General features: G+C 70.6%; 20 protein-coding genes and 1 tRNA gene. 7 read left to right on the forward strand and 14 right to left on the reverse strand.

Going from position 1 to position 24,220, the window contains the following annotated elements:
- Positions 1-36 precede the first annotated feature (36 nt).
- Both AW274_RS05980 and AW274_RS42570 read right to left on the reverse strand, forming a co-directional pair.
- Positions 37-792, reverse strand: coding sequence for a neutral zinc metallopeptidase (locus AW274_RS05980; RefSeq protein WP_198169026.1), 756 nt, complete (start codon positions 790-792; stop codon positions 37-39).
- An 85-nt stretch (positions 793-877) separates the two neighbouring features.
- On the reverse strand, positions 878-1,231 hold the full coding sequence (locus tag AW274_RS42570) for an acyl carrier protein (RefSeq protein ID WP_083973850.1): 354 nt from the start codon (positions 1,229-1,231) through the stop codon (positions 878-880).
- Positions 1,232-1,273: 42 nt separating this feature from the next.
- On the opposite strand from AW274_RS42570, the gene AW274_RS05985 reads away from it, so the two are divergent.
- Positions 1,274-3,028, forward strand: coding sequence for a hypothetical protein (locus tag AW274_RS05985; protein ID WP_062429996.1), 1,755 nt, complete (start codon positions 1,274-1,276; stop codon positions 3,026-3,028).
- Here AW274_RS05985 and AW274_RS05990 read toward each other — a convergent pair.
- The 7 genes from AW274_RS05990 to AW274_RS06020 all read right to left on the reverse strand — a co-directional run bounded on the left by AW274_RS05990 (position 3,018) and on the right by AW274_RS06020 (position 12,271).
- Complete coding sequence (locus tag AW274_RS05990; protein ID WP_062429997.1) at positions 3,018-3,944, reverse strand: hypothetical protein; 927 nt, start codon at positions 3,942-3,944, stop codon at positions 3,018-3,020. The genes AW274_RS05985 and AW274_RS05990 overlap by 11 nt on opposite strands.
- Positions 3,941-4,450 carry a SigE family RNA polymerase sigma factor gene (locus tag AW274_RS05995; RefSeq protein WP_062429998.1) on the reverse strand — a complete coding sequence of 170 codons (510 nt, stop codon included), beginning with the start codon at positions 4,448-4,450 and terminating at the stop codon, positions 3,941-3,943. Before AW274_RS05995 ends, AW274_RS05990 begins: the two co-directional genes overlap by 4 nt.
- 111 nt (positions 4,451-4,561) lie before the next feature.
- A complete protein-coding gene (locus AW274_RS06000) occupies positions 4,562-8,338 on the reverse strand; it encodes a type I polyketide synthase (RefSeq protein ID WP_062429999.1) in 3,777 nt (1,258 codons plus the stop codon).
- 19 nt (positions 8,339-8,357) lie between these two features.
- Positions 8,358-9,398 carry a ketoacyl-ACP synthase III family protein gene (locus tag AW274_RS06005; protein ID WP_062430000.1) on the reverse strand — a complete coding sequence of 347 codons (1,041 nt, stop codon included), beginning with the start codon at positions 9,396-9,398 and terminating at the stop codon, positions 8,358-8,360.
- Complete coding sequence (locus tag AW274_RS06010; protein ID WP_062430001.1) at positions 9,398-9,649, reverse strand: phosphopantetheine-binding protein; 252 nt, start codon at positions 9,647-9,649, stop codon at positions 9,398-9,400. Before AW274_RS06010 ends, AW274_RS06005 begins: the two co-directional genes overlap by 1 nt.
- A complete protein-coding gene (locus AW274_RS06015) occupies positions 9,646-10,641 on the reverse strand; it encodes a ketoacyl-ACP synthase III family protein (RefSeq protein ID WP_232319992.1) in 996 nt (331 codons plus the stop codon). Before AW274_RS06015 ends, AW274_RS06010 begins: the two co-directional genes overlap by 4 nt.
- A gap of 331 nt (positions 10,642-10,972) precedes the next feature.
- Positions 10,973-12,271, reverse strand: coding sequence for a cellulose binding domain-containing protein (locus AW274_RS06020; RefSeq protein WP_062430003.1), 1,299 nt, complete (start codon positions 12,269-12,271; stop codon positions 10,973-10,975).
- A gap of 468 nt (positions 12,272-12,739) precedes the next feature.
- Between AW274_RS06020 and AW274_RS06025 the strand changes: the two genes are divergently transcribed.
- Complete coding sequence (locus AW274_RS06025; protein WP_062430004.1) at positions 12,740-12,961, forward strand: hypothetical protein; 222 nt, start codon at positions 12,740-12,742, stop codon at positions 12,959-12,961.
- A gap of 153 nt (positions 12,962-13,114) precedes the next feature.
- Here AW274_RS06025 and AW274_RS06030 read toward each other — a convergent pair whose 3' ends face one another.
- Both AW274_RS06030 and abc-f read right to left on the reverse strand, forming a co-directional pair.
- On the reverse strand, positions 13,115-14,722 hold the full coding sequence (locus AW274_RS06030) for an ABC-F family ATP-binding cassette domain-containing protein (RefSeq protein WP_062430005.1): 1,608 nt from the start codon (positions 14,720-14,722) through the stop codon (positions 13,115-13,117).
- A gap of 37 nt (positions 14,723-14,759) precedes the next feature.
- Complete coding sequence (gene abc-f, locus AW274_RS06035; RefSeq protein ID WP_062430006.1) at positions 14,760-16,388, reverse strand: ribosomal protection-like ABC-F family protein; 1,629 nt, start codon at positions 16,386-16,388, stop codon at positions 14,760-14,762.
- 769 nt (positions 16,389-17,157) lie between these two features.
- Between abc-f and AW274_RS06040 the strand changes: the two genes are divergently transcribed.
- On the forward strand, positions 17,158-17,916 hold the full coding sequence (locus AW274_RS06040; protein ID WP_083973852.1) for a neutral zinc metallopeptidase: 759 nt from the start codon (positions 17,158-17,160) through the stop codon (positions 17,914-17,916).
- A gap of 998 nt (positions 17,917-18,914) precedes the next feature.
- Here AW274_RS06040 and AW274_RS06045 read toward each other — a convergent pair.
- Positions 18,915-18,987: transfer RNA gene (locus tag AW274_RS06045), tRNA-Ala, on the reverse strand.
- A gap of 367 nt (positions 18,988-19,354) precedes the next feature.
- On the opposite strand from AW274_RS06045, the gene AW274_RS06050 reads away from it, so the two are divergent.
- Positions 19,355-20,014, forward strand: a complete 660-nt coding sequence (locus AW274_RS06050; protein WP_062430008.1) for a slipin family protein — start codon at positions 19,355-19,357, stop codon at positions 20,012-20,014.
- 160 nt (positions 20,015-20,174) lie between these two features.
- On the opposite strand, the gene AW274_RS06055 is transcribed toward AW274_RS06050, so the two are convergent.
- Together AW274_RS06055 and AW274_RS06060 are read right to left on the reverse strand one after the other, a co-directional pair.
- Entirely contained in the window at positions 20,175-20,648 is a 474-nt protein-coding gene (locus AW274_RS06055) for a DnaJ family domain-containing protein (RefSeq protein ID WP_062430009.1), read from the reverse strand.
- Positions 20,645-21,427, reverse strand: a complete 783-nt coding sequence (locus AW274_RS06060) for a MarR family winged helix-turn-helix transcriptional regulator (RefSeq protein ID WP_198169027.1) — start codon at positions 21,425-21,427, stop codon at positions 20,645-20,647. The genes AW274_RS06055 and AW274_RS06060 overlap by 4 nt, the downstream gene beginning before the upstream one ends.
- Positions 21,428-21,489: 62 nt before the next feature.
- Here AW274_RS06060 and AW274_RS06065 point away from each other — a divergent pair, with 62 nt between their 5' ends.
- Genes AW274_RS06065 through AW274_RS06075 form a run of 3 tightly spaced genes read left to right on the forward strand, consistent with a single transcriptional unit; the run spans position 21,490 to position 24,159 of the window.
- Positions 21,490-22,083 carry a hemerythrin domain-containing protein gene (locus tag AW274_RS06065; protein WP_062430011.1) on the forward strand — a complete coding sequence of 198 codons (594 nt, stop codon included), beginning with the start codon at positions 21,490-21,492 and terminating at the stop codon, positions 22,081-22,083.
- A gap of 20 nt (positions 22,084-22,103) precedes the next feature.
- Positions 22,104-22,976 carry an RNA polymerase sigma factor SigJ gene (gene sigJ, locus AW274_RS06070; protein ID WP_062430012.1) on the forward strand — a complete coding sequence of 291 codons (873 nt, stop codon included), beginning with the start codon at positions 22,104-22,106 and terminating at the stop codon, positions 22,974-22,976.
- Positions 22,977-22,998: 22 nt separating this feature from the next.
- Entirely contained in the window at positions 22,999-24,159 is a 1,161-nt protein-coding gene (locus tag AW274_RS06075) for an FAD-dependent oxidoreductase (protein ID WP_062430013.1), read from the forward strand.
- The last annotated feature ends 61 nt before the right edge of the window (positions 24,160-24,220 follow it).

Raw genomic sequence — 24,220 nt, forward strand, 5'->3', positions numbered from 1 at the left:
ATCGTACATTCGCGAAAACCCCGGCGGAATGACCCGCTACTCCACCTTCGACTCCGAGTAGGTCCAGGTCGAGCAGGCCGCGACATTACGCTTGGTGAAGCCGCGGTTCATCCAGAAGGCGATGTTCTCCCGGTTCCCGCTGAAGATCCCGGCCTCCTGGTGCTGGTACCGGCTCACGACGAACCGCCAGTCGCGCGCGTCCCGGTGCCGCATCGACCGGTGGACGCTCCCGACGAACGCGCCCGCCAGGCACATGTGCTGCAGGGCGAGACGACGGCTGTACTGGAGACCGGCGAGGTCCCCGGCGGCCTCGGAGATGCCGGTGATCCTCGTGATGTGCCAGGCGTACGCCTCGGCCAGCATCGTGAAGACGTACAGGTCGCCGACCTGGCGGCCGAGGAGCGTCCGGTCGAGGACGACGACGATCCTCCCCTCCTCGGGGCAGTACCTGCGGAACTGGTCCGGACTCCACGGGTGCCCGCAGGCCTTCTTCGGATCCTTGGTCAGCAGGACCATCTGGGGTTTCTCGAACGTGAGCCCGGCCTTGGCGAACTGGGCCGTCCAGACCCGGTTGAGGCACTTCACCACGGCGGCGACGTACTTCTTGGCCGCCGCGGCGTCGCCACGCCGGCTGATGGGTCTCTCCACGCAGGCCGAGCGGGCGATGACCCCGCTGTCGTAGAGCGGGTTGTCGACCAGGACGGGGTCGAGGGCGGGAGCGGCGTGGGCGGGGACGGGCGCGGCGGTCAGGACCAGCGCCACGAGTAACCCGGTGATCGAGGAACGTCTCATGAGGTCCATATGGTGACCTTCCCCTCAATGCTGCGCAATCCCCCGCCCCCCACAGCCGCGTCACTCTCGCGAACGGCCCGGGGGATCACCCCGGGCCGCTTGGGCTGATGAGCTCAGCCGACGAGGAGGGCGCCTGCTCTTTCTCCGGTACGGCCATGGTCGGCTGCTGCCACAACAACGTCGTGGGCAGGCGGCGGCCGAAGCGCTTCTCCAACCGGCGGCGGACCATGATGGTCATCACCGAGTCGAGCCCCTGCTCGACCAGGGGCCGCCGGATCGACAGGTCCTCCGGTCCCCGCCTGGATCTCCATCGCGTCGTCGTAACGGTGGACGGGCGAGTTCTCGCGCAGCAGGTCGAGGGCTTAATAGGGGTCGCGGAAGGACGACCGTATTCGACATGCGGTTTCCCTGCATTCATCAGGTGGCCCGCGTCGTACATTCGGAATTTCGTTGTCGTAGCCCCCGTCTAAGATCGCGTTCCATGTCCTCGGATGGGTTATGGCGGATCGTCAAGATCGGCGTCGTCGGTCTGCTTCTCGCGGCTGCGGCCGTGGGTCTCGTGCTCGGCGACACGTGGCTCTGGGCGGCCGTCCAGTGGTCGCCGCCGCCCTTCATGGGGTTCTACGCGACCGACGAGTTCGACCCCGAGACGATCGCCGCGCTGCTCGGGGCGGCGGTGCTGAAGGCCGCCTTCGTGTGGTCGATCCTGCGCGCGCCCGTGCCGGGGCCGGTGACCGGCAGGGAGAAGGCGCTGCGCCTGCTGCTGTACGTCGTGGTGGCGTACGGCCTCGTGTTGTGGCTCCCGATCGATCTGCTGCCCAGTCCGGTCGTGACGGTCGTGGTGCTGGCGTTGTGGACCACGATCGACGTCCTCCTCCTGCTCGTCGTCCGCTGGCGGTCCCGCGTGCTGCGCGCGGCGGCCGGGGTGGCGTTCGCCGTCGAGGTGATCGGGCTCGCCGACGAACTGCTCGACGCGCTCAACCTCCCGCAACTCGGCCCCCGCCCCTACATCGACATGGTCTGGCTGGTGTCCGGCCTGGCGGTGACCCTCGTCACCCTCGCCGGGCAGCGGCGCGACGGCCGCTGGAGCACCGGCACCATGCTCGCCGGATGGGCGTCGCTGGGCGTCCACGTGCTGTCGGTCGTGGTCCAGTTCGTCTCCGGCGGCCGCGTCCCCGGCGGCCCCCTGTCAGTGACGGTCCTGCTCGACGCGGCGGGCTTCGTCGGCCTCGTGTGGTACGCGGGCATGGCCCGCGAGATGTCCGCCGACGCCCTCCCGGTGATCCCGTCACCCGCGCGCCGCCGCCTGACCCGGGCCGCGGCGGCGCTGGCGGCCGTCGTGCCGCTCGCGGTGCTGATCCACCCGGAGCAGACCCCGCACCTCACCTTCAGCGGCTGGTCGACCGACTGCTACGGCGGCGCCGGCTTCGGCGACCTCGACCCCGCGGAACGCGAGGCCATGTTCCTGTGCTGGGCCCGGAGCGCGGAGGGCGGAGTCGCGCCCCTGTTCCCCGACACCCTGTCCGACCAGGGCGTGCTCGCCTACGGGCGCACCCTGTGCCACGCCCGCGACCACGCCGAGCAGGAGGCGATCCTGCGGCGCGCCGGAAGCGAGCGGCCGGGCGGCGGCGCCGACCCCTATGACCTCCTGTACGTCTGCCCGGAGGTCGTCGGCGCGGCCAACCCCGAAATGCTGTACACGGCCGAGGAGGCCGAGGCCGCCGACGCCGCCGCCCTCGCCGCCGAGAACGCCCGCTGCCGCGACCCGTGGCCCCGGACGAAGGGCGTCGTCCAGGCGTCGGCGAAGTACTTCCTGTTCGCCGATGGCGACCCCGGCTACATGGTGTACGACCCCGACGACGAGACGCCCGGCTTCACGATGGACGAGGCGATGGACGAACTCTTCTCCTCCGACGACAGAATCGTGGCCGCCGACGGCAGCGCCGCCCTCATCGGCCACGTGGCCGACGTCATCGACCTCTGCCTCACGGTGAAGGCCTTCCGCAGCCCGCCGCCGAGGCGCGCGGCCGGCTGGGACCAGGTCGCCGAGGTGCCGATCCTCAGCCGCACCGGCCGGCTGACCCTGCCGGAGATGAGCGACGACGGCGTCGGCCCGGGCGCCCCGATGCCGAACCTGGCCATCGAGGGCAAGGGCCGCTACCGCCTCCGCGTGCACGTCCGGGTGCGCGGCGGGGAGGAGGAACACCTGGTCGTCGTGTTCCCGGTCAGGGCGTGACGACCTGCGTGGTCCATCGGCGTTCGTCGGCGCCGAGCAGGGTGATGCGCCGGAGGAGGTCGTCCGGGTCGACGCCCTTGGCGTCCACGCACACGTGCAGCCCGGCGGCCGAGCGGCACGGGTTTCCCGGCATCTTCAGCGGGCTGACCTGGATGGTGACCGACGCGCCGCCGGGTCCGGCGTAGAACATCGCCAGCTCCCAGGTCGTGTCGTCGGTGAACCCCGGCCGCCAGAAGTGCACCTCGGTGACGTCGAGGCTCTCCGGCAGCCCGTCGATGCGCAGGGGCAGCGGCACGGGCCGGGTGCCGATCGTGACGCCCGCCGCGATGCGCAGCAGGACGGCCGCCGGGTCGGCCTCCTTCAGGTAGTAGCCGTGCAGTTCGGCCCACCGGCCGCCGGTCACCTGCCACCGTAGGAAGGCCTCGCCCCCGTTGAGCGGGTCGCCCGCGTCCTTGGTGATCCAGTACGCCCGCCGCCCGTTCACCGGGGGCGCGGGCAGGGCGGTCCGTCCGTCTTCGACCGGCGGGTCGTCGGCGGCCTCGTGCATCGCCAGCCACAGGCGCATGCCCCACTCACCGCCCGACCTGGCCATCACCTGGTCGCCGTGGGCGCCGACGACGTGGCTGACGCCGAGCACCGACTCGGGCAACCAGCCGAACGCGGCGTGCGCCACGAGGGGATCGTCGCCCTGGGAGACGGAGGCGACCGTCACCTCGTCGCCGCCGTTGACGACCGCCACCCCGGCGAGCAGCACCCCGCAGGCCAGGATCCCGCCGACCACCTTGGCGGCGGTGCGCCGCCGCAGCCGCCGTCGCGCCTTCGCCCGCACGGCCGCCACGTCGAGCCGCATCGGCGGCGCGTCCGTACGGGCCAGTTCCCGCATTCCGGCGGCGAGGTCATCAGCGTCCAGGGTCATGACGAGACCTCCTCCGCGCGGGGATGGAGCATTCGGCGCAGCCGGTCGATGCCGCGGGCGGACTGGCTCTTCACGTTCCCCTGCGAGCACCGCAAGGTGACCGCGGTCTCCTCGACCGACAGGTCGCAGTAGTACCGAAGCACCAAAACGGCCCGCTGCCGGGGCGGCAGGTCCGCCAGCGCCCGGCGCAGGTCGAGCACCCCGTCGAGGTCGCCGTCGGCGGCGGGCCGCTCCTCGTCGCCGGTGAAGGGGATCACCCGGCGCACCCACGACGACCGGCGCTCGGCCAGGTAGGCGTTGACCAGCACGGTCCGGGCGTAGCCGTCGGGGTTCTCCACCGCACGCACCCGGGACCAGTTCAGGTAGAGCCGGGTGACGGCGACCTGCAGCAGTTCGTCGGCGCCGTGCCAGTCGCCGCACAGCAGGAAGGCGACCTGGCGCAACCAGGCCGACCGGGCGGACACGTAGTCGGTGAACTCGTCGTCACGCGCCGACGATCCCGCCATCCGTCCCCGCCTCCTCCCGCGCACGCCGTCATGGATCTAATGCGCCGGAACGGGTCGGGGTTGCATGCCCGGGGGGATCGAAATCCCCCCGGGCCGCTTGGGCTGATGAGATCAGCCGACCAGGAGGGGGGCGCTCTGCGGCGCCTGCTCCTTCTCCGGTACGGCCGCCAGCAGGAGTTCCACCAGGTGGTCGGCGATGGCCGAGATGGTCGGCTGCTGCCACAACAGCGTCGTGGGCAGGCGGCGGCCGAAGCGCTTCTCCAACCGGCGGCGGACCATGATGGTCATCACCGAGTCGAGGCCCTGCTCGACCAGGGGCCGCCGGATCGACAGGTCCTCCGGTCCCAGGCGCATCACGGTCGCGATCTCCGCCTGGATCTCCGGCAGCACACGCTCCCGCAGGGCCTCCGGGGCCACGCCGGCGTACGACTCCGCCGGGCCCGCGAGGTCCTCCTCGTTCTGGAGGGGGGCGTCGATGACGGGGTATCGCAGGCCGGTCAGGTGGCCGACGACCCTCCCGTCGAGGTCGGCGATGACCGCACGGGCGGTGTCCTCGGCGGCCGGGTCGACGGCCGCGTCGATGATCACTGTCGTGGGGGGCGTGCCGGTCAGCACCATCTCGTCGATGTGGACGACCATGCGCAGCACCGGGTCGCCCGGGAACACGCAGGGGGCCACCGACATGACCGCGTCGAGGGCGGGTGCCCAGCCGGTCGCGCCGTCGGTGCGGACGGTGGCGCGCAGGGCGCCGTCGCCGCCGAGCAGCGTCTCGATCGTCCAGTCGAAGCCGGTCGACGGGACGCCGACCGTGGCCAGGCGCTGGTGGACGAAGCCCGCGTCCATCGGGGTCAGCCCGCCGGCGTCCGGGAGGACGTCGGGTTTGACCTGGCCCGGGGCGGCGACGTTCGCGGTCACGTGGACCAGCCACGCCGGGTCGGGCTCGTCGGGGCCCGCGGGGGTGCGGGCGGCGAGCCTGACCGCCGGGGGTTCGTGCACGACCTGGATCTGGCGGCGCTCGGCCGTCATCAGGGGGTGCATCATCTCCACGTCGGTGAGGGTGACGTCCTCGTCCTCGGCGGCCATCAGGAACGTGTTGACCAGCACGGCGGCCGGCACGATCTCGACGCCGTTGAGGGCGTGGCTGCCCGGGTAGGGGCGGTTGGCGTCCTGGACGCTGGTCTTCCAGACCCGGGTGCGGCTGCCCGCCAGCGTGGTGACCGCGCCGAGCAGGGTGTGGGAGTGCACGTCGTGGCCGCGGTTGTCGGTCTCGGTGTACGACTCGCGCCAGTGGCGGCGGTGCTGCCACGCGTACGGCGGCAGGTCGGCCAGGCCGCCCGTCGGCTGGAGCCGGGTCCAGTCGACGTCGACGCCGTGGCAGTGCGCGGTGCCGACCGAGGCGAGGAACGTCGGCAGTTCGGGCTGGTTGCGGCGCAGCGACGTGCCGACGAAGACGTCCTCGTAGCCGTGCTCCGAGAGCGTCTCGGTCACCGAGTGGGCGACCACCGGGTGGGGGGAGATCTCCAGGAACACGCGGTAGCCGTCCTGCGCGGCGGCCGCGGTCGCGGCGGCGAGCCTGACGGGGTCGCGGAGGTTGGCGGCCCAGTACGTGCCGTCGAGGACGGGCGTCGAGCGGGGGTCGGCCAGCGCGGTCGTGTACATCGGGATCTTCGCCGGGCCGAACGACAGGTCGGCGACCCCGGCGGCCAGCGCGACGGCGAGCGGCGTCATCTGCGGGCTGTGGAAGGCGACGTCGGAGGCCACCCGCCGGGTCACGATGCCCTCGGCCGGCCAGTCGTTGAGCACCTCCTCGACCGCGTCGACGTCGCCCGACAACACGGTGGAGCCGGGCGCCGAGGAGATCGCGGCGACCAGGTCGGTGCGGTCGGCCAGCCGGTCGGCGGCCTCCTCGAACGACAGGTCGACCATGACCATGGCGCCCTTGCCCTCGGCCTGGCGCAGCAGCGCCGAGCGGCGGCAGATGAGGCGGGCGCCGTCGGCGACGCTCATCGCGCCGGCGGTCACCGCGGCGGCGAGCTCGCCGACGGAGTGCCCGATGACGGCGGTCGGGGTGACGCCGTGGGCGGTCCAGAGCCGGGCCAGGCCCAGCTGCATCACGAAGATCATGGTCTGGACGCGGTCGATGCTGTCGAGGTCGCCGTCGGTCAGCACCTGGCGGGGCGAGTAGCCGATCTCCTCGACGAAGATCGGGTCGATCTCGTCGACCACGGACGCGAACTCCGGCACGGCGAGCAGCTCGCGGCCCATGCCGCGCCACTGGCACCCCTGGCCGGAGAACACCCAGACCGGCCCGGGGCCGAGGTCGGGCAGCACGTCGCCGGTGATGACCGACTCGGCCGGCACGTCGTCGGCCAGGCGGCGCAGCGCGGCGGCCAGGTCGGCGCGGTCGGCGCCGAGGACCACGGCGCGCCGGGGCAGGTGGGTGCGGCGCAGCGCCAGCGTGTGCCCGGCCGAGGCCAGGTCGGCGCCCTTGTCGAGGTGGTCGGCGAAGACGCCGGCGTACTGCCGCAGCGCCTTCTCGGAGGCGGCCGACAGCGGGAACAGCCGCTCCCCCGCCGTCTCCTCCGCCTCGATGACCGGGGCGGGCGGGGCCTGCTCCAGCACGATGTGGGCGACGGTGCCGCCGTAGCCGAAGCTGGAGACGCCGGCCCGGCGGGGGTGGTCACGGGTCGGCCAGGCCGACTGCTCGGTGACCACGCGCAGGCCCGAGGTCTCCCACGGGATCGCCGGGTTCAGGCTGGTCAGCACGTTGGGCGGGATCGAGCCCCGGTGCAGGGCGAGCACGGCCTTGATGACGCCGGCGATGCCGGCCGCGCCTTCGAGGTGGCCGATGTTCGACTTGACCGAGCCGATGAGGCACGGGTCGTCGGCCGGCCGCCCGGTTCCGTACACCGAGGAGAGCGCGCCCGCCTCCAGGGGGTCGCCGAGGCGGGTGCCGGTGCCGTGGGCCTCGATGTAGTCGACCGTGGACGGCGCGACGCCGGCCTGCTTGCAGGCCCGGTTCATCACGTGCTCCTGGGCCTCGCCGCAGGGGGCCATGATGCCCTGGGTGTGGCCGTCCTGGTTCACGGCGCTGCCGATGACCAGGGCGAGGACGCGGTCGCCGTCGCGCTGGGCGTCGGCCAGGCGCTTGAGCACGACCACGCCGACGCCCTCGCCGCGGCCGTAGCCGTCGGCCGAGGCGTCGAACGATTTCGACCGGCCGTCGGGGGCCAGCGCGCCGGCGGTGCCGAGCGTGAGGGTCTGGCCCGGGGTGACGACCAGGTTGACGCCGCCCGCGAGGGCGACGTCGTTCTCGCCCAGCCGCAGGCTCTGGGCGGCCAGGTGCAGCGCGACCAGCGACGCCGAGCAGGCGGTGTCGATCGCCATGCTGGGGCCGCGCAGGTCGAGGGAGTAGGAGATGCGGTTGGCGACCGCGCAGGTGGCCGCGCCGATGCCGGTCCACGCCTCGATCTGGGGCAGGTCCTCCAGCAGGCGGGCGCCGTAGTCGCCGGTGCAGACGCCGACGAACACGCCGGTGTCGGTGCCGCGCAGGTCGTGGGGCGGCAGGCCGGCGTGCTCCAGGGCCTCCCAGGCGGTCTCCATCAGGATCCGCTGCTGCGGGTCCATCAGTTCGGCCTCGCGGGGCGACAGGCCGAAGAACTCGGCGTCGAAGCCCTCGACGTCGTCCAGGAAGCTGCCGTGACGCACGGCGTCGCGCAGCGCGGCGGCGTTCTCGGGGCTGCGGTCCTCGTCCCGGCGCCAGCGGTCGGCGGGGATCGGCCGGGTGGTGTTCCGGCCCGCGCACAGCAGGTCCCAGAACTCGTCAGGTGAGTGGACGTCACCGGGAAGGCGGCAGCCGATCCCGATCACCGCGACTGGTTCGACCATCTGCGTTGTTCCCTTCGGTTCAAACCCACGGAGGAGTGTCGACGATCTTGATCACGGCGCTGGAGACGGTCACTCCGGGACCGGTCCCGAGCATCAGCAGGTGGTCGCCGGGCCCCAGCTGGCCCGTCAGCAGCAGGTGGTCGAGGGACAGGACCTGGTCGCTGGCCCCGCAGTGGCCGATGGTGCGGCCGTAGTCCCAGGTGGAACGGGCCATCGGCAGGTCGAGCATGGTCATGCAGCGCTGCTCGACGATCTCTTCCGAGTAGTTCATGAACGCCACCCGGGTGAGGTCGGCGGGCTTGATCCCGCTCTCGTCCAGGGCGCGCTCGACGACCTCCATGAGCGCCCGCTGGATCTTGAACAAGGCCGCGGTGGCCTCGCCCTTGGGCAGGACCTGCTGGCGGAACTGCTCGTTCCTGGCGGCGAAGCTCATCTTGCGGCCGACGGTGACGCCCGGCGGGAACAGCGGCTCGCTGCCCCGGTGCAGCTCCTCGGCCTCGGTCACCGTCGTCGTGCAGACCGACGTCAGCTGGGCGAAGCCCGGCTCCCGGGTGAGCACGAGCGCGCTGGCGGCGTCGCCGCCGATGTACCCGGGGCCCATGCGCCAGCGGTCCATCAGCGGGGTGCCGTAGTTGTCGGCGGCGACGAGCAGCGCGGCCCGCCGCCCGGGGACGGCCAGGTGACCGGCCGCCAGCTCCAGGGCGAGGAACATCCCGTTGCAGCCCTGCCGGATCTCGGTCGCCAGCACGTCCCCGCCGACGAGCTGACGCTGCAGGTAGGAGTGCGGCGGCCAGCCGTCGGGGCCCTGGTGCCAGGTGGAGGCGTACAGGAGGAGGTCGAGGTCGGCGGGCGCGCGCCCGCTGCGCTTCAGCGCGCTCCGCGCGGCGTGCAGCGCCATCTCGGGCGCCGGCACGTCACCGGCCACCACCGTCCCGGCGAGGTTGTGCAGCTCGGCCTCTTCGGCCGGATACCAGCCCTTGGCCACGGCCTTCTCGACGCTGACGACGGTCCGCGGGACGAAGGCGCCCACTCCGCCGATGTACGTGTCCGGGTAGCGCATCAGACGGTTTCGAGCTCTCTGACCATGGCCGCGATGGTCACGACGTCCTGGAAGTTCTCGGAGTCGAGCTTGGCGGCGGGGATCGGGACGCCGACGTCCTTGCGCAGGAAGTTCAGCAGCCGCGCGGTGCGCAGCGAGTCGAGCAGGCCCGACGTGAGGAGCGGGGTGGTCTCGTCGACGACGAGGTCGTCGCCCTCCTGGACCAGGTTCTCCTGGATGAAGTCGACCAGTCTCCGGTTGAGCTCGGTCATGTGCGCGGTCCTTCCTCGATGACCTTGAACACGGCGGCGGCGCATGACGTGCCGGAGCCGAAGCCGACCATGAGCAGGTGGTCGCCGGGCTTGAGGCCGCCGGTCGCGAGCAGGTGCTCGAAGGCGATGAACTGGTCGACGGCGCCGCAGTGGCCGACGCGGCGGCCGTAGTCCCAGGTGGTCTGGTCCTCGTCGATGCCGAGCCAGGACATCTGGCCGTCGAGGTCCTCGCGGCGGCCGTGCGGCAGCGCCACCTTCGTGATGTCCGACAGGCCGATGCCAGCTTCGTCGAGGGTCTGCTCGACCTGCTGCATCATCGTCTTCTGGATGGTCAGGTGGATGCCGGTGCCCTGCTTCTTGAGCAGCCGCTGGCGGAACTCCTCGTGCCGGTCGCCGAAGCTCAGCCCGATGCCGATGGTGGCGTCCGGGGGGAAGAGCGGGTAGGCGCCGTCGTTGACCGCGTCGGCCTCGGGGATCACGGTGGCGTTCACCGACAGGAGCTGGGCCATGCCGCGGTCCTTGCCGAGCAGCAGCGCGGCGGCGGCGTCGCCGATCAGCGCGCCGGGCGTCATCCGCCAGCGGTCGACCAGCGGGGTGCCGTGGTTGTCGGAGGAGACGACCATGGCCGTCTGCCGTTCCGGCAGGGCCATCAGGTAGCTCGCCGCGAGTTCGAGCGAGCTGATCATGCCGACGCAGCCGCTGCGGATCTCGAACGCCGGCACCGGGCCGCCGAGCAGGTGCTTCTGCAGGTAGTGCTGCGGCTGCCAGCCGTTCGGGCCCTGGTGCCACACCGACGGGTAGAGCAGCAGGTCGAGTTCCTTCGGGGACGACTCGCCGTAGCGCTCGTAGGCGTCCAGGACCGCGAGCCGCGCCATCTCGGGGGCCGGCATGTCACCGGCCACCGCGGCGCCGATCTGCCGGAACTTCTCGGCCTCGTCGGCCGGGTACCAGCCCTCGCGGACCGCGTGCTCGACGCTCACGCTTTCCGGCACGTGAACGCCGAGGCTCCTGACGAACATGTTGGGTGTACGCACACGTCCCCTAACTCATGAAAGGAAGCGTCCGAATAATCGCGGACCCGGGATATCAAGCACCTCGGCCGTTCAACGAAAACGGCGGGAAATGGGCCGGCGGGCCGCCAGGGGCAACACTAGGGGCGCGCCGTCGGATAAATCAATGTTTCTGGTCAGCGACATTCCGTTAGCCGAACCCAACAGTACGTGTTGAGTTTCGGAAATGCGTCGCCGACCTCACCGCGTGCTTTACGCGAAATCAAACGGTGCCGGGCCGTCGCTTTTGGGTCGGGCCCGGCGGTGGTCGTGACTAGGGCACCCGCGTGCAGACGATGTTGTTCATCTTGAACTGGGCCGGAATGGCGTTCGTCCCGGTGGCGGTGGCCGAGAAGCCGAAACTCTGGCTGGAGCCGGGGCCGATGTAGGAGTTGTGGCCGGCGTCCTTCGCGGTCACCGCGGCGCCGGTCTGGGTCACGGTGGCGTTCCAGGCACTCGTGATCGCCTGGTTGCCCGACCACGTCCAGGTGACGGTCCAGTTCTGGACGGGGGTCGCGCCGGTGTTCCTGATGACCACGCCGCCGTTGAAGGCGCCGGTCCAGGTGCCGGTGGAGTAGGTGACCTCGCAGCCGTTGCCCATCTTGAGGCCGCTGCGGATCCAGGTCGTGAAGTTCGGCCAGCTGGGGTTCAGCGTGCCGGTGCTCACGGTCTCACCGCAGTTGGCGGTGGTGCGGACGGTCTCGTTGCCGTACTGCGCGGGGTCCATGATCTGGACCATCATGTGGTCGGCGGCGGGCACCGAGATGAAGGTGGCGTTGCCGCACTGCGCCTTGATCCGGTTGAACAGCAGCACGCTCTGGCCGTGCGGCACCAGGAAGTCGGCCTGGCCGTGCAGGAACAGCAGCGGCGGGTCGGCCGAGTCGACGTAGGTCATCGGGTTGGCGGCGGCCACCGCGGCCGGGCAGGTCTGGATCGGGCAGCCGACCAGCAGCGACTCCGGCGAGGCGGGCGAGTTGTGGTCGAGGCCGCCGGTCGGCAGGTTCTGCGAGTTCATCTGCAGGAAGTCGGTCGGGCTGTAGAAGGCGAGCCCCACGTTGACCGCGCTGGAGACGCCGGTCGTGCCGACCGTGCCCTCCAGCGCCGCGACGCCGCCCGAGAAGACGGCCATCTGGGTCAGCCAGGCGCCCGACGAGTCGCCCGCGATCGCGATGCGGTTGGGGTCGATCTGGTAGGTCGCGGCGTTCGCGCGCAACCAGCGGATGGCGGCCTTGATGTCGTGCACCTGGGCCGGGAAGATCGCCTGCGCGCTGGACCGGACATTGACCCCGGCCACCGCGAAGCCCAGCGGGTTGAAGATCGCGGCGATGTCGGCCGCGCCGGGCTTGCTGTCGTCGCTCGTCCACGCCGAGCCGCTGTGCCAGATGAGCAGCGGCCTGGGCGTGATGCCCGTGGACGGCAGGTGGAGATCCAGCAGATGCCCCCTGCTACCGGCCGGCTGTGCGGGCGCGTAGGCGATGTCGGAGATCACCTGCGCGTGCGCCGGCGGCGCCAGGGCCACCGACACGCCGAGTGTGGCCAGCATGGTCAGCGCCATGCCGACGACCGCGGCCATATGTATTCGAACTTGCATAGTGCGACTCCGGTCGGTCGGATGATCGCCGCTCCCCCGGCAGCGACGTCCTGCACGAAGGCCGCGGCTTCCATCGATATGGGCGGGGCGACGATATGACACATAAGTCGGGATGGTCAAAAAATTCTTAACCCGTTTTTCAGAGCGGCATAAACCGGACAACCACCCTCGACCCGGTGTTAAGAAGCACAGAAGACGCGTGCGCCGCACGGGCCGTCGGATACGCACCGGCAAGGCTCTTCAAGGCCGCCGTGTACGGAATGGGACAGCCCCCCGGAAAGTAATTTCCGTTTCACCGAGGGTGAATGCGCGCGAACAAAGGCCACTTCAACGCGCCGTTCCATGAAAGTTTCACGGCCGGTCGCCCCCGGATTCAGGCGTGACAATTCTCCTAACGGGCGGTGAGTGATAATGTCCGCCGTCATGATCTCCACGTTCCCAGGAGGACGAATGCGAAAGGCACGCGCAGTTCTCGTCTCGGCCGTCGTGGTTCTCGGCGCCTCCTTGATGATCGGCGCCACCCCAGCCCAGGCCGACGCGCGGCTCTCCGGCGTCTTCAAGACGTCGTCCGAGTGCGAGCGGATCGGCGCCCACGGCGTCAACCAGGGCTGGTGGAACGACTATTCGTGCGTGTGGGAGGGCCGCTACCGCTACTACTTCCTCTACGCGTGACCCCTCAGGACGACCAGTAGCGGCGGTGTCGGTCGGGACACCGCCGTGTCACCCTGTTCTCCTGTTTTCGCAGGTCACTCCGGAAACCTCGTGCCGACGTCTATAAAGGACCGTTCCCATCGTCTCCGGTGAGACAATCGGCGGGCCGGCGTTTCACACCCGGATTTCGTCGCCCGGCCAGCGGGTGCGCAGCCAGCGGTCGTGGCTGGCGAGCACGATCGCGCCGGGCCCCGCGCCGAGGGCGTCCTCCAGTTCGTCGCAGAGCCGGGGAGACAGGTGGTTGGTCGGCTCGTCGAGCAGCAGCAGCTCGGGCGGGTCGGCGACGAGCAGCGCCAGGGCGAGCCGGCGGCACTGGCCGACCGACAACTCCCCCACCCGACGGTCGAGATCACGCGGCCCGAGCAGGCCGAGCGACTCCAGCGGGACCGCCTCCGCGCGTTCGGTTCCGAGTGCACGTTCATAGGTCTCGCGTGCGGTGCGACCCGGCCGGTCGAAGACGGTGTCCTGAGCCAGCAGGCCCACCCTCAGCCCCTCCCGCCGCCGCACTTCACCGGCGGCGTCCAGCCGCCCGGCCAGCACCGCGAGCAGGGTCGACTTACCCGCTCCGTTGGCCCCCGTGACCAGCAGCCGCACCGTGGCCGGCACGTCGAGGCGGCCGATCGTGAGCCGGCCCGGCACCCGCACGTCGCGCAGCGACACCAACGTCCCGTCGGCCGATTCTGAGGCGAGCGCGGCGGCGCGGAACCGCAGCGGCTCCGGCGGTTCGGGCACCTGCTCGCGTTCCAGCTCCTCCAGCCGACGCGTGGCGCTGCGCACCCGCCGGGAGACCTGGTTCTGCACCCGGCCGGCGGTGTGGCCGTACCCCATCTTCTCGTTGTCGCGCTTCACCCGGCCGGGCGCGACGAGATGCGCGGTGACGGCCGCGGCGCGGCGCAGCTCGGCGAGTTCCTCCTGCTCCTCGGCGTACCGCCGCTGCCACCGCCGGAGCTCCGCCCGCTTCTCGGCCTGGTAGGCGCTGTAGTTCCCGCCATACCTGACGGGCCCGCCCACCGCGGGATCGAGGTCGATCAGGTCGGTGCAGACGGCGTCCAGGAACGCCCGATCGTGACTGGCCAGCACGACGACCCCCGGCAGCCCGCGCAACTGCTCTTCGAGGAAGGCGGTCGCCGCGTCGTCGAGATGGTTGGTGGGCTCGTCGAGCAGCAGCGCCGTGGGCCGCCGCACCAGCAGCGCGGCCAGCGCCAGCCGCCCCCGCTGCCCGCCCGACAACGCCCCGAGCGCCCGATCGGGCCGCACCTCGCCGAGGCCGAGCCCGGCCAGCACGATCCCGGCCCGCCGGTCGGCGTCCCACACCTCGTGGTCCTGGGCGTGGTCGAGCGTCGCACCGTACCGGCCGAGCAGCTCGCCGTACCCGGGCGAGTCGGGCGGGACGTCGGCGAGCTCCCGGGCCAGCCGGTCGAGCTCCGCGAGGGTGCGGCGGGCCTCACGCAGCGCGTCGTCGAGTACGTCGCCGACGGTCGACGCGGCGTCGAAGGGCATCTGCTGGTGCAGAAACCCCAGGTCGGCGGGGCGGACGACGCTGCCGGCGTCGGGCTCGTCCACCCCGGCGAGCAGCCGGAGCAGGGTGGACTTCCCGGCGCCGTTCTCCCCGATCAGCCCGATCCGGTGACCGGGCGCGGCGGTGAGGGAGACGCCGTCGAGCACCCGCCGGCCGTCGAAGGTGCGGACGAGATCATGGGCGAGCAAGGGGAAAGAGGACATGCGGCACCTCAGGGGGTCGGCGATTGGCAGAAACGGGCTACGGCGCGGCCGTGCCCAGCTCCGTCAGCCGTCCTTCGGCCAGCCGCAACCGGCGGTCGACCCCGATCTCGGTGAGGAACCGCTCGTCGTGGCTGACCACCACGAACGCCCCTTCGTAGGCGGTGAGCGCGCTCTCCAGCTGGGCGACGCTGACCAGGTCGAGGTTGTTGGTCGGTTCGTCGAGCAGGAGGAGTTGGGGCGCGGGTTCGGCGTACAGGACGCAGGCAAGGGTCGCCCGCAACCGCTCACCACCCGACAACACCCCGACCGGCAGGTGGATCCGGCTCCCCCGGAACAGGAAGCGCGCGAGCAGGTTCATACGCTGCGCCTGCGGCATGCCGGGCGCGAACGCGGCCAGGTTCTCCGCCACGGTCCGATCGAGGTCGAGCAGGTCGAGCCGCTGCGACAGGTAGGCGACCCGCCCGTCGGCCCGCCGGGTCTGCCCGCCGTCGAGCTCACCGTTGATCACCCGCAGCAGGGTGGACTTCCCGGCCCCGTTGGGCCCGGTCAGCGCGATGCGCTCCGGCCCCCGGATCGTCAGGTCGGCCCCCTCACCGGTGAACAGGGCCCGCCCGCCGTAGTGGACCTGCATGTTCGTGCCGAGGAACACCGTGCGCCCGGCCGGAACATTGGTCCCCGGCAGCTCAAGCGTGATCTTCTGCTCGTCCCGCAGCGCCCGCCCGGCTTCGTCGAGCCGCGCCTTGGCCTGGCTCACCCGCGCGGTGTGCGTCTCGTTGGCCTTCCCGGCGGACTCCTGCGCGTTCCGCTTCATCGTCCCGGCGAAGATCTTCGGCAGCCCCGCGTTCTTGAGATTGCGCGAGGCGTTGCTCGCCCTGCGCTCGGCCCGCTCGCGGGCCTGCTGCAACTCCCGCTTCTCCCGCTTGACCTCCTGCTCCGCGTTGCGCACGTTCTTCTCGGCGACCTCCCGCGCGACCTTCACGGCCTCCTCGTACGCGGTGAAGTTCCCGCCGTAGAACTGAAGATCGCCCTGGTGCAACTCGGCGATCCGGTCCATCCGATCGAGCAGCGCCCGATCGTGGCTGACCAGCAGCAGGCACCCGCCCCACCCTTCGAGCACCTCGTAGAGCTGGTGGCGGGCGTCCAGATCGAGATTGTTGGTCGGCTCGTCGAGCAGCAGCACGTCAGGCCGCTTCAGCAACTGAGCGGCCAGCCCAAGGGACACGACCTGCCCCCCGCTGAACGTGTGCAGCGCCCGGTCGAAGGAGACGTCACCCAGCCCCAGCCGATCGAGCTGCGCCCGGGTGCGCTCCTCGATGTCCCAGTCATTGCCGATCGTGGTGAAATGCTCTTCACTGGCGTCGCCGGACTCGATGGCGTCCAGCGCCCTGATGACCGGAGCGATGCCGAGCACCTCGGCGACGGTGAGCCCCCCGGCCAGCGGCAACGTCTGAGGCAGATACCCCAGCACTCCCCCGACCGTGACCGACCCGGCGGCCGGCGCGAGCTCCCCGGCGATCAGCCGGAGCAACGTGCTCTTCCCAGCACCGTTGGGCGCGACGAGCCCGGTCCGCCCGGCCGGGACGCTGAAGGAGAGATCCTGGAACACCGGAGTGTCGTCGGGCCAGGAGAAGGACAGGTTGGAACAGACGACGAACGCGTCGGACATGCGAGAAACCTCATGGGTGATCCGGGCACACGAAGGGGCGCCCGGCAGGAAACAGGGGGACGACGAGATGGCCACGGCGGCTGCGCAAATGCGCGCCTGCCAGCGGCCGATCGGGTCCGGTCTCAGCCGGAGATGTCGTCGTCTACCACCATGTCTGGTCTCCTGGTTCCTGATCACGCAGAGCTCTCGGGAGAGACGCACCGAGAGAACCTGGTCCTGCCAGCCTAAGGGCGGCTGAGGGATGAACGGCGACGAGTGTGCCAAAGAGCGGGAGCCCGGTCAACCACGACCCCGCCCGACGCCGGGGCTCTGACACCACCGAAATCGTGATCATGGACGCGCGCAGGGCGCCAGCAACCAGAAGGCCGCCGAGTTCGACGCTCGCACAGACTCTCCCGATGACGGGCCAAGCGACCAGCAGATCCGCCTGATGCCGAGATCGAAAGATCGGCGCAGCGGAGGGCTCTTACTGCGCGTAGATGAAAGTCATCACCCGTCTATGCGCAGTGTCGTGCGACTCGGAATCGAATCCAGAGCCAAGGGTGGCGCGTCGACAAGCTCGCTCTAACGAGGGCTCCGGAGCCGGCCGCGATCGACGCAGCGACCTTGCGGCCCACCCGAAGCTCGCCCCCGGCCAGAGCGTCGAAGCCCGAGCAGCGTGTATCTCTGGCGGTCGAATCCGCACATCAGTAAGCCGATCACCACATCGGCGAGGACATTCCTCCCGCGATCTCGTGGCCGGGATGCTTGATCGCTAAGATCCGCCACCATGACCTTGATCCTTAATGTCGCGACGGCCGTCTCGCTAATGGCCTCGGCGCCGGCCGGTCCGGCGGCTCTCACCAAGAATCCGCTTTACCAAGCCGGGGCCCTGCCCACGGTCACCTGCACCGAAGAGACCTACTTCGCCGAATTCGAGGCCGCGCAACGACAGGCCGAGAACGTCATGACCTGCCTGGAAAAAGCCTGGCAGCCCTTACTGGCCAAGGCGAAGATCCCCTTCAAACGCCCCAAACTCGTCATCAAGGACGGCGACCGCGTCAAAGCGTGCGGAGTTTCCGGCACGACCTACGAGACGATGGGCATGTACTGCACGACGAACAACACGGTCTACATCTGGTCGCCGAAGAAGTCCCGGAAAGACGAACTCGACCGGCCGACCCTCCTGCTGAGCGTCGCGCGCGCCTATGCCTACCACATCCAGGAGATCACCGGAATCCGTCCCGCCGCGCAAAAGATCTTCGACAAATCATCGAAGCGCGGCAAGAAGGACCTGCGCCTCCGCCTGGAGATGCAGACCACATGCTTCACCGCAGCCTTCCTCAGCAGCGTCTGGGATTCCCTCGGATACACCGCCGAAGACCGCACCTCAGACGATTTGGTGTGGGTGCTGGTCAACATGAACCATGCGACAGCCTTCAACAACGGCAAGGCCGACAACGCCAACTACTGGGCGAAGCGGGCGCTCAAGACCCGCTCCCCCGGATCATGCAAGACGTTCTCAGCCCCGGCCAAGCGGGTCAGCTAGCCACCGTTCGCGAAGCCGCCAAGCCGCAACAACCCGGCGCACTCGTCCGCGCCGCACCCAGGTGTAAGAAGTCCAGAAAAGGACCAGAGCCCGGAAGGCAATCACCAGGCAGCACTCCTCGGAACGTCGAAAGCTTCCACGCCGTGAGAGCCGCGGCTCGAATGCCGCCGCCGCCGTTATGGTTCGAGGTCATGAAACGTGCCTTATTCGTGGCGGCGGCTGTTCTGGTGCCGGGCTGTCCACCTTGATCATGATTCCCGTCCAACAATACCTGTCTCGACGCCCTGCACGAACGGGTGATCGCCCACCCCGTTCCCACCCGGGCGTGCGTCACCTAAACCAAAGGGCGAATACCGCGACAATGACCGGGAACCTGCGGGGAGAGTGGAAAACAATGTGAGTACTCAGTGAGAATTACGTTTCTAACCTATTCGACACCGCAGGAATCTCACCGCCACTTCCGCCAGGCAAAAATCCACCGAGCAGAGGGAGAAGTGACCACCTCTCTTTCCTTCAAAGACCCTGTCGATGGCGAGAGCCAGGTCATCCTTGAGGTTTACGATTCCCACGGAAGCGATTGGGACTGGCGCTGCACCTAGCACACAAGGCCAGCTCGAATAAGGTGCCCCTTCGGCCATAACGACACCCAGCACTCAACCAGAACCATCCGAGACAGCAACCGGTAGAAAACGCACAAACGCCAACGACTCAAAGCGCACAATCAAAACTTGCCTTTAAAAAGACGACCGAGCGAAGCGAGCTCGACCCGAGCGAAGCGAGGCCCTGTCAGGGAGCGCGAGGGGCGAAGCCCTTCGCCTGGAGCGCAGCGACCCGGAGCGAATGCGACGCCAGGACGCGATAGCGGCCAGGGGAGCGCGAGGGGGCGACAGCCCTCTCGTATCGGAGGGTTCGGGGGGTCGTCCCCCCGTATACGGAAACGAGAACGGCCCGTGAAAGCCGCCCCGAAGGGGCGTCGACCACGGGCCGTTCCGAGTGAGTGGAGCTATGGGGATTCGAACCCCAGACCCCTTCCATGCCATGGAAGTGCGCTACCAGCTGCGCTATAGCCCCGCCGCACTCGCCGTTGCCGTCTGAGTGCTGTGCCAGCATAGCGGATTCCGGAAGGAGGGGTGAACGCGTCCACTCCCCCCGGAAATCCCATCGCATACCGGCCCATCCCACCCCTACCGTTGATGGTGGTGCCGGCAGGTCAGGGGCGCCCCGGGTATCGCCGGGTCGTGTTCCCCGCATCGCGTCGGCATCTTCTTCTCTGGCAGGTCGCCAAGACCTTGGGTTCGATTCCCTGCGGCGACCTCCGGCGGGTCGTGTTCGATGCGGTCGCCTGGGCCCTGCGGGCTCCCGTCTCCGGACGGGGTCGCCCCCGCCCTCGGCTCCGTGACGGCCCGCCGGGGGCCGTCCCCGGCAAAGGCGGATGAAAATGGCGAAGATCACGGTCATGGAGTGGGAGCGCGTGCTGGCGTTCCGCGACGGTCGGTTCGAGCGGCTTCTCGGGCCGGGCCGGCACACCTTCAATGCTCGCCGCACGTCCCACGTCACCGTCGACGTCAGGCCGCAGTTGATGCAGGTCCCCGGTCAGGAGGTGCTGACGCGCGACGGCGTTTCCGTCCGGGTGTCGGCGACGGCGTCGTGGCTGGTGAGCGACCCGGTGGCGTACACCAACGGGGCTTCGAAGCCGGTGCAGGTCCTCTACGCGGCGCTCCAGGAGGGGCTGCGCGCGAAGGTCGGCCAGATCGATCTGGAGTCGCTGATCGGCGAGCGGGCGGTGCTCGACGTCGACGCGGTACGCGCCGAGGTGGCCGCCCTCGGCATCGAGGTCGCCGATTTCCGCATGCGTGATCTGATGCTGCCGGGTGAGCTGCGCCGGGCGGCGATGGACGCCGTCGTGGCGCGGGAGCGCGGCAAGGCGGTGCTGGAGGAGGCGCGGGCGGAGGCGGCGGCGCTGCGGTCGCTGGCGAACACGGCCCGGCTCCTGGAGGAGCACCCGGCGCTGCTGCAGCTGCGCACGCTACAGGTCGCGGCGGAGCGCTCGACGACGCTGGTCATCGACCCGCGCGCGCAGCGGCCGACGGCCGAGTAGCCGCCGCCGCGGACGGAGCGCCCGCTGGTCATCGACCCGCGCATGCAACGACCGACGGCCGAGTAGCCGCCGCCGCGGACGGAGCGCCCGCTGGTCATCGACCCGCGCATGCAACGACCGACGGCCGAGTAGCCGCCGCCTCAGGCGGAGCGCTCGCTGGTCATCGACCCGCGAAGCGGTCGAGTAGCCGCCGCCACCACGGACGCGTCACCGGCGGCGGCGGCTCGAAGGACACCGCAGGCGGGTGGGCCGCGCGCCAGGCGGCGATCACGTCGTCCTCGTCGATGAGGGGGACGACGACGGGCGGTCCGGCCATGGGGTGGCGGAGCGCGTCTCTGATGCGGTCGTTCATCTCGGTGACCAGGGTTCTCGCCTGGTCTTCGGTCCGGGCCGCCGCGGCGGCCTCCCTGACCTTCTCGGCTTCCCGGCGCAGGCCCAGCCCGCCGGGCAGCGGGAACTCCAGGCCCTCTTCGTCGAGTTTGCGTTTGATCCAGCCCATTTCGTCGTCGCGCCCGCGCGGCAGCGGTTTGCCCGTGCCGGGCAGGTCGTCGAATTCGCCGCGGGCGGCGGCTTCGCGGATCTGGCGGTCGATCCAGGTCTCGAAATCCATCCCGCCGGGCTTGCGGTCGGTCACACCAGCCTCCGGAGCAGCTCCCTGAACTCCTCGCCCTCGGCGGGGCCCCCGAGGGCGGCGATCACCTCTTCCTGCAGCGTATCGGCCGACGTCTGGGCCGTTTCGAGGCGCTCCATGCCGAGCGGGGTGAGTTCGAGGGCGTAGCGCCGCCGGTCGAGCGGGTCTTGGCCGCGGGCCACCAGGCCGGCTTCGGCGAGTTCGTCGACGACCTGGGCGGCGGCGGCCTCGGTGTAGCCCATCGTCTCGGCGAGCTGCTGCTGGGGGCAGGGGCCGAGGCGGCCGATGGTCATGAGGGGGCCGACGAAGCGCATCTTCATGCCGGTGGAGGCGAGCAGGGCGTCGCCTCTCCGCCGCAGTTCGAAGTGGGCGCGGGAGATCAGGTGTTCGGTGCTGCCGGCCGAGCCGGCCAGGCGGCCGAGCAGCTCGGTGAAGCGGTCGCGTTCGGCGGGGGTCAGCGGGGCGGTGAGGCGGTCGTCGCGGGCGGCGGTGGTGGCGCGCAGCCCTTCGAGCGCCTCGCGGCCCTTGGGCGTGACGGAGATGACGTGGGAGCGCCGGTTGGCGGGGTTCACGGTGCGGACGACGAGGCCGTCCTCCGAGAGGCGGTCGATCAGCCTGACCATGATCGTCCGGTTGATGCCCAGGCGTTCGGCCAGTTCCTGCTGCGACCCGGCGGCCTGGTCGGCCAGCGTGTCGAGGATCACGTAGTCGCGGGGGCCGGAGCCGTCGGACGCCAGGCGGGCGTACAGGGTCCGCAACAGATAGCCGATGTACTCCCGCACGCCGCCAGCATAAGACACTTAAGTCATTGACGGTTAAGCATGTTGATAATAAAGTCCGCGACATGAGCATCGATCTGACGATGATGTACGCCTTCCACGACGCCCTCCGACGCGAGCTCGACCGCATCGCCCGCCTGACCGAGACCCCCGGCGGCCTGCTCAAGGCCACCGTGACCTGGGATCTGTTCACCACCTACCTGCACATCCACCACACCTCCGAGGACGACGCCCTGTGGCCGGCCTTGCGGGAGGTGGTGCCCGAGACCGACCTGGCCCTGCTCGACGCCATGGAAGCCGAGCACGGCGTCATCGACCCCGCCCTGGCGGCCGTCGAGGCGAGCACCCCGGCCGACGTGGCCGAGAACGTGGCCGTCCTGCGCGACCGGCTGACCGCCCATCTCCGGCACGAGGAGCGCGAGACCCTCCCCCTGATCGCCGCCACGCTCCCGCCGCAGGAGTGGGCCAGGTTCGGCGCGCTGCACCGAGGCCGGGTGGGCGACGACACCGGCCGCTACCTGCCCTGGCTGCTCGACTCGGCCGTCGACGACCTGGCCGACCGCATCCTGGCCGCCATGCCCGAGTCGATCAGGACCGCCTACCGGGACGAATGGCTCCCGGGCTACCTCGCGACCCGGGCCGTGTCACATTCCCGGTGACGTGATACGTCTGTTCCGTCATGACCGCAGAGTCGTTCAGTGAGCACCGGAAGGTCCTGCTGGGGGTCGCCTACCGCATCCTCGGCAGCGTCACCGACGCCGAAGACGTCGTCCAGGAGGCCTGGCTGCGCTGGTCGCAGCTGCCCGAGGGGCACGCCGACGACGAGCGCGCCTATCTGGTCCGGGTCGCCACGAACCTGGCGATCGACCGGCTCCGGCACGTCAAGACGCGCCGCGAGTCCTACGTCGGCCCGTGGTTGCCCGAGCTCGTGAGCACGCCCGACGTCGCCGAGGAGGCCGAGCTCGCCGACACGGTCGAGCTGGCGCTCCTGGTCGTCCTGGAGACGCTCTCGCCGCTGGAGCGGGCCGTCTTCGTGCTGAGGGAGGCGTTCGGCTACAGCCACGCCGAGATCGGCGCGGTCCTCGGCCGCGACGAGGCGGCGGTGCGGCAGCTCGCCAAACGCGCCCGCGACCACGTCAGGGACCGGCGGCCGCGCTACGACGTCGACCGGGGCGAGCGCCGCGCGATCACCGAGCGGTTCGTCAGCGCCGCCGCCGGGGGCGACCTCGACGGGCTGACCGCCCTGCTGGCCCGCGACGTCACGCTGGTCGGAGACGGGGGCGGCAAGGCCAAGGCGCCGCGCAACATCCTGGCGGGGGCCGCGAACGTGGCCAGGTTCCTGGTCGCCATCGCCTCCGAGCGCGGCGTCAGCCGCTTCCTCGGCGACGCCGAAGTCGAGCTCGCCGTCGAGATCGCGAGCGTGAACGGCGGGCCGGCGGTCGTCGTGCACGCCGACGGGCGGGTCGCGGCGGTCTTCTCGCTGGTCGTGGCCGACGGCCTGGTGCAGACGGTGTACGTCGTCGCCAACCCCGAGAAGATGTCACATCTGTGAGCCCGTGCCCGTCCACGGGTGCATGACGCAGATCACCATCATCGGCGGCGGGCTCGCCGGGCTGACCGCGGCCATCGCCTGCGCCGAGGAGGGCGCGGACGTCCTCCTCCACGAGGCCCACCAGACCCTGGGCGGCCGGGCCCGCTCGACCGCCGGGCCCTACGTCGCCAACGACGGCACCCACGTCCTCTACTCCGACGGCGCCCCGTTCCGCTGGCTCCACCGGCGCGGCCTGGCCACGCCCTGCCGTGCGCTGGGCCTGAAGGAGGTCAGGAAGATCCGGGTCCGGTACGACTCCCGTCTGCTCCCCCGCCCGCCCCGCCCGCTGGTCACGGCTCTCCTCAATCGGGGCCGCGAGGCTCCCGTACACGAGAGTTTCGAGAGCTGGGGACAGCGCCACCTGGGCGAGGAGGCGACGAGCGCCGTGGCCGGCCTGCTGGGCGTGGTCACCTACGAGGCCGACCCGGGCCGCCTGTCGGCGCGGTTCGTCTGGGACCGCTTCCGGCGGGTCACGCGGCCGGGCTTCCCGGCTCCCCGCTACGTCGTCGGCGGCTGGGGCCGGATGATCGAGCGCATGGCCGCGCGGGCCCGCGACCTCGGCGTCGCCATCGAGACCGGCTCGCGGGTCACCGAGCTACCCTCGGGCCCGGTCATCGTCGCCACCGGCCTCGACTCCGCCCGCGCCCTCCTCGGCGACCCGGCGCTGACGTGGGAGAGCGGCCGGGCGGCCCTGCTCGACGTGGGCGTGACGCGTGACCCCGCCGACGTCTTCCTGATCTCGGATCTCGACGAGGGCGGCTTCTTGGAACGGTACTCCTCGCCCGACCCGTCTCTCGCGCCCGAGAACGAGGCCCTGATTCAGCTCCAGATGCCGTTGCGTCCCGAAGAGGCGAAGGTCACAGGGATCGCCCGGTTGGAGCGGCTCGCCGACCTCGGGCTCCCCCGGTGGCGCGAGCGCCTCACCTGGCGGCGCGAGGCCCTCGCCTCGGGCCGCACCGGCGCCCTTGACCTGCCCGGATTCACCTGGAGGGACCGTCCGGCCATCGACCGGGGCGACGGGGTTCGGCTCGCCGGAGACAGCGTCGCGGCCCCCGGTCTGCTGGGTGAGGTGGCGGTCAACAGCGGCCTCGAGGCGGCCCGTCAGACGGTCGGATCGATCAGGAAAGCACGACTGATGACGTAAAGGATGGGGGCAGATTGGCCCGATCCACCTCCCATGGCCTAGGCTTAATGAGTGGTCGCCC

It is taken from the genome of Herbidospora daliensis, from assembly GCF_001570585.1.
In the GTDB taxonomy this organism is placed as follows: domain Bacteria; phylum Actinomycetota; class Actinomycetes; order Streptosporangiales; family Streptosporangiaceae; genus Herbidospora; species Herbidospora daliensis.

What these genes read in the sequence shown, in the direction of transcription:
- AW274_RS06075 (WP_062430013.1), top strand. Translation starts at nt 22,999, where the DNA reads ATGACGCAGATCACCATCATCGGCGGCGGGCTCGCCGGGCTGACCGCG.
- AW274_RS05980 (WP_198169026.1), bottom strand. Translation starts at nt 792, where the DNA reads ATGAGACGTTCCTCGATCACCGGGTTACTCGTGGCGCTGGTCCTGACC.
- AW274_RS06040 (WP_083973852.1), top strand. Translation starts at nt 17,158, where the DNA reads ATGACCTTGATCCTTAATGTCGCGACGGCCGTCTCGCTAATGGCCTCG.
- AW274_RS05985 (WP_062429996.1), top strand. Translation starts at nt 1,274, where the DNA reads ATGTCCTCGGATGGGTTATGGCGGATCGTCAAGATCGGCGTCGTCGGT.
- AW274_RS06000 (WP_062429999.1), bottom strand. Translation starts at nt 8,338, where the DNA reads ATGGTCGAACCAGTCGCGGTGATCGGGATCGGCTGCCGCCTTCCCGGT.
- AW274_RS06065 (WP_062430011.1), top strand. Translation starts at nt 21,490, where the DNA reads ATGAGCATCGATCTGACGATGATGTACGCCTTCCACGACGCCCTCCGA.
- AW274_RS06025 (WP_062430004.1), top strand. Translation starts at nt 12,740, where the DNA reads ATGCGAAAGGCACGCGCAGTTCTCGTCTCGGCCGTCGTGGTTCTCGGC.
- AW274_RS06020 (WP_062430003.1), bottom strand. Translation starts at nt 12,271, where the DNA reads ATGGCCGCGGTCGTCGGCATGGCGCTGACCATGCTGGCCACACTCGGC.
- abc-f (WP_062430006.1), bottom strand. Translation starts at nt 16,388, where the DNA reads ATGTCCGACGCGTTCGTCGTCTGTTCCAACCTGTCCTTCTCCTGGCCC.
- AW274_RS05990 (WP_062429997.1), bottom strand. Translation starts at nt 3,944, where the DNA reads ATGACCCTGGACGCTGATGACCTCGCCGCCGGAATGCGGGAACTGGCC.
- AW274_RS42570 (WP_083973850.1), bottom strand. Translation starts at nt 1,231, where the DNA reads ATGTACGACGCGGGCCACCTGATGAATGCAGGGAAACCGCATGTCGAA.
- AW274_RS05995 (WP_062429998.1), bottom strand. Translation starts at nt 4,450, where the DNA reads ATGGCGGGATCGTCGGCGCGTGACGACGAGTTCACCGACTACGTGTCC.
- AW274_RS06050 (WP_062430008.1), top strand. Translation starts at nt 19,355, where the DNA reads ATGGCGAAGATCACGGTCATGGAGTGGGAGCGCGTGCTGGCGTTCCGC.
- sigJ (WP_062430012.1), top strand. Translation starts at nt 22,104, where the DNA reads ATGACCGCAGAGTCGTTCAGTGAGCACCGGAAGGTCCTGCTGGGGGTC.
- AW274_RS06030 (WP_062430005.1), bottom strand. Translation starts at nt 14,722, where the DNA reads ATGTCCTCTTTCCCCTTGCTCGCCCATGATCTCGTCCGCACCTTCGAC.
- AW274_RS06010 (WP_062430001.1), bottom strand. Translation starts at nt 9,649, where the DNA reads ATGACCGAGCTCAACCGGAGACTGGTCGACTTCATCCAGGAGAACCTG.
- AW274_RS06005 (WP_062430000.1), bottom strand. Translation starts at nt 9,398, where the DNA reads ATGCGCTACCCGGACACGTACATCGGCGGAGTGGGCGCCTTCGTCCCG.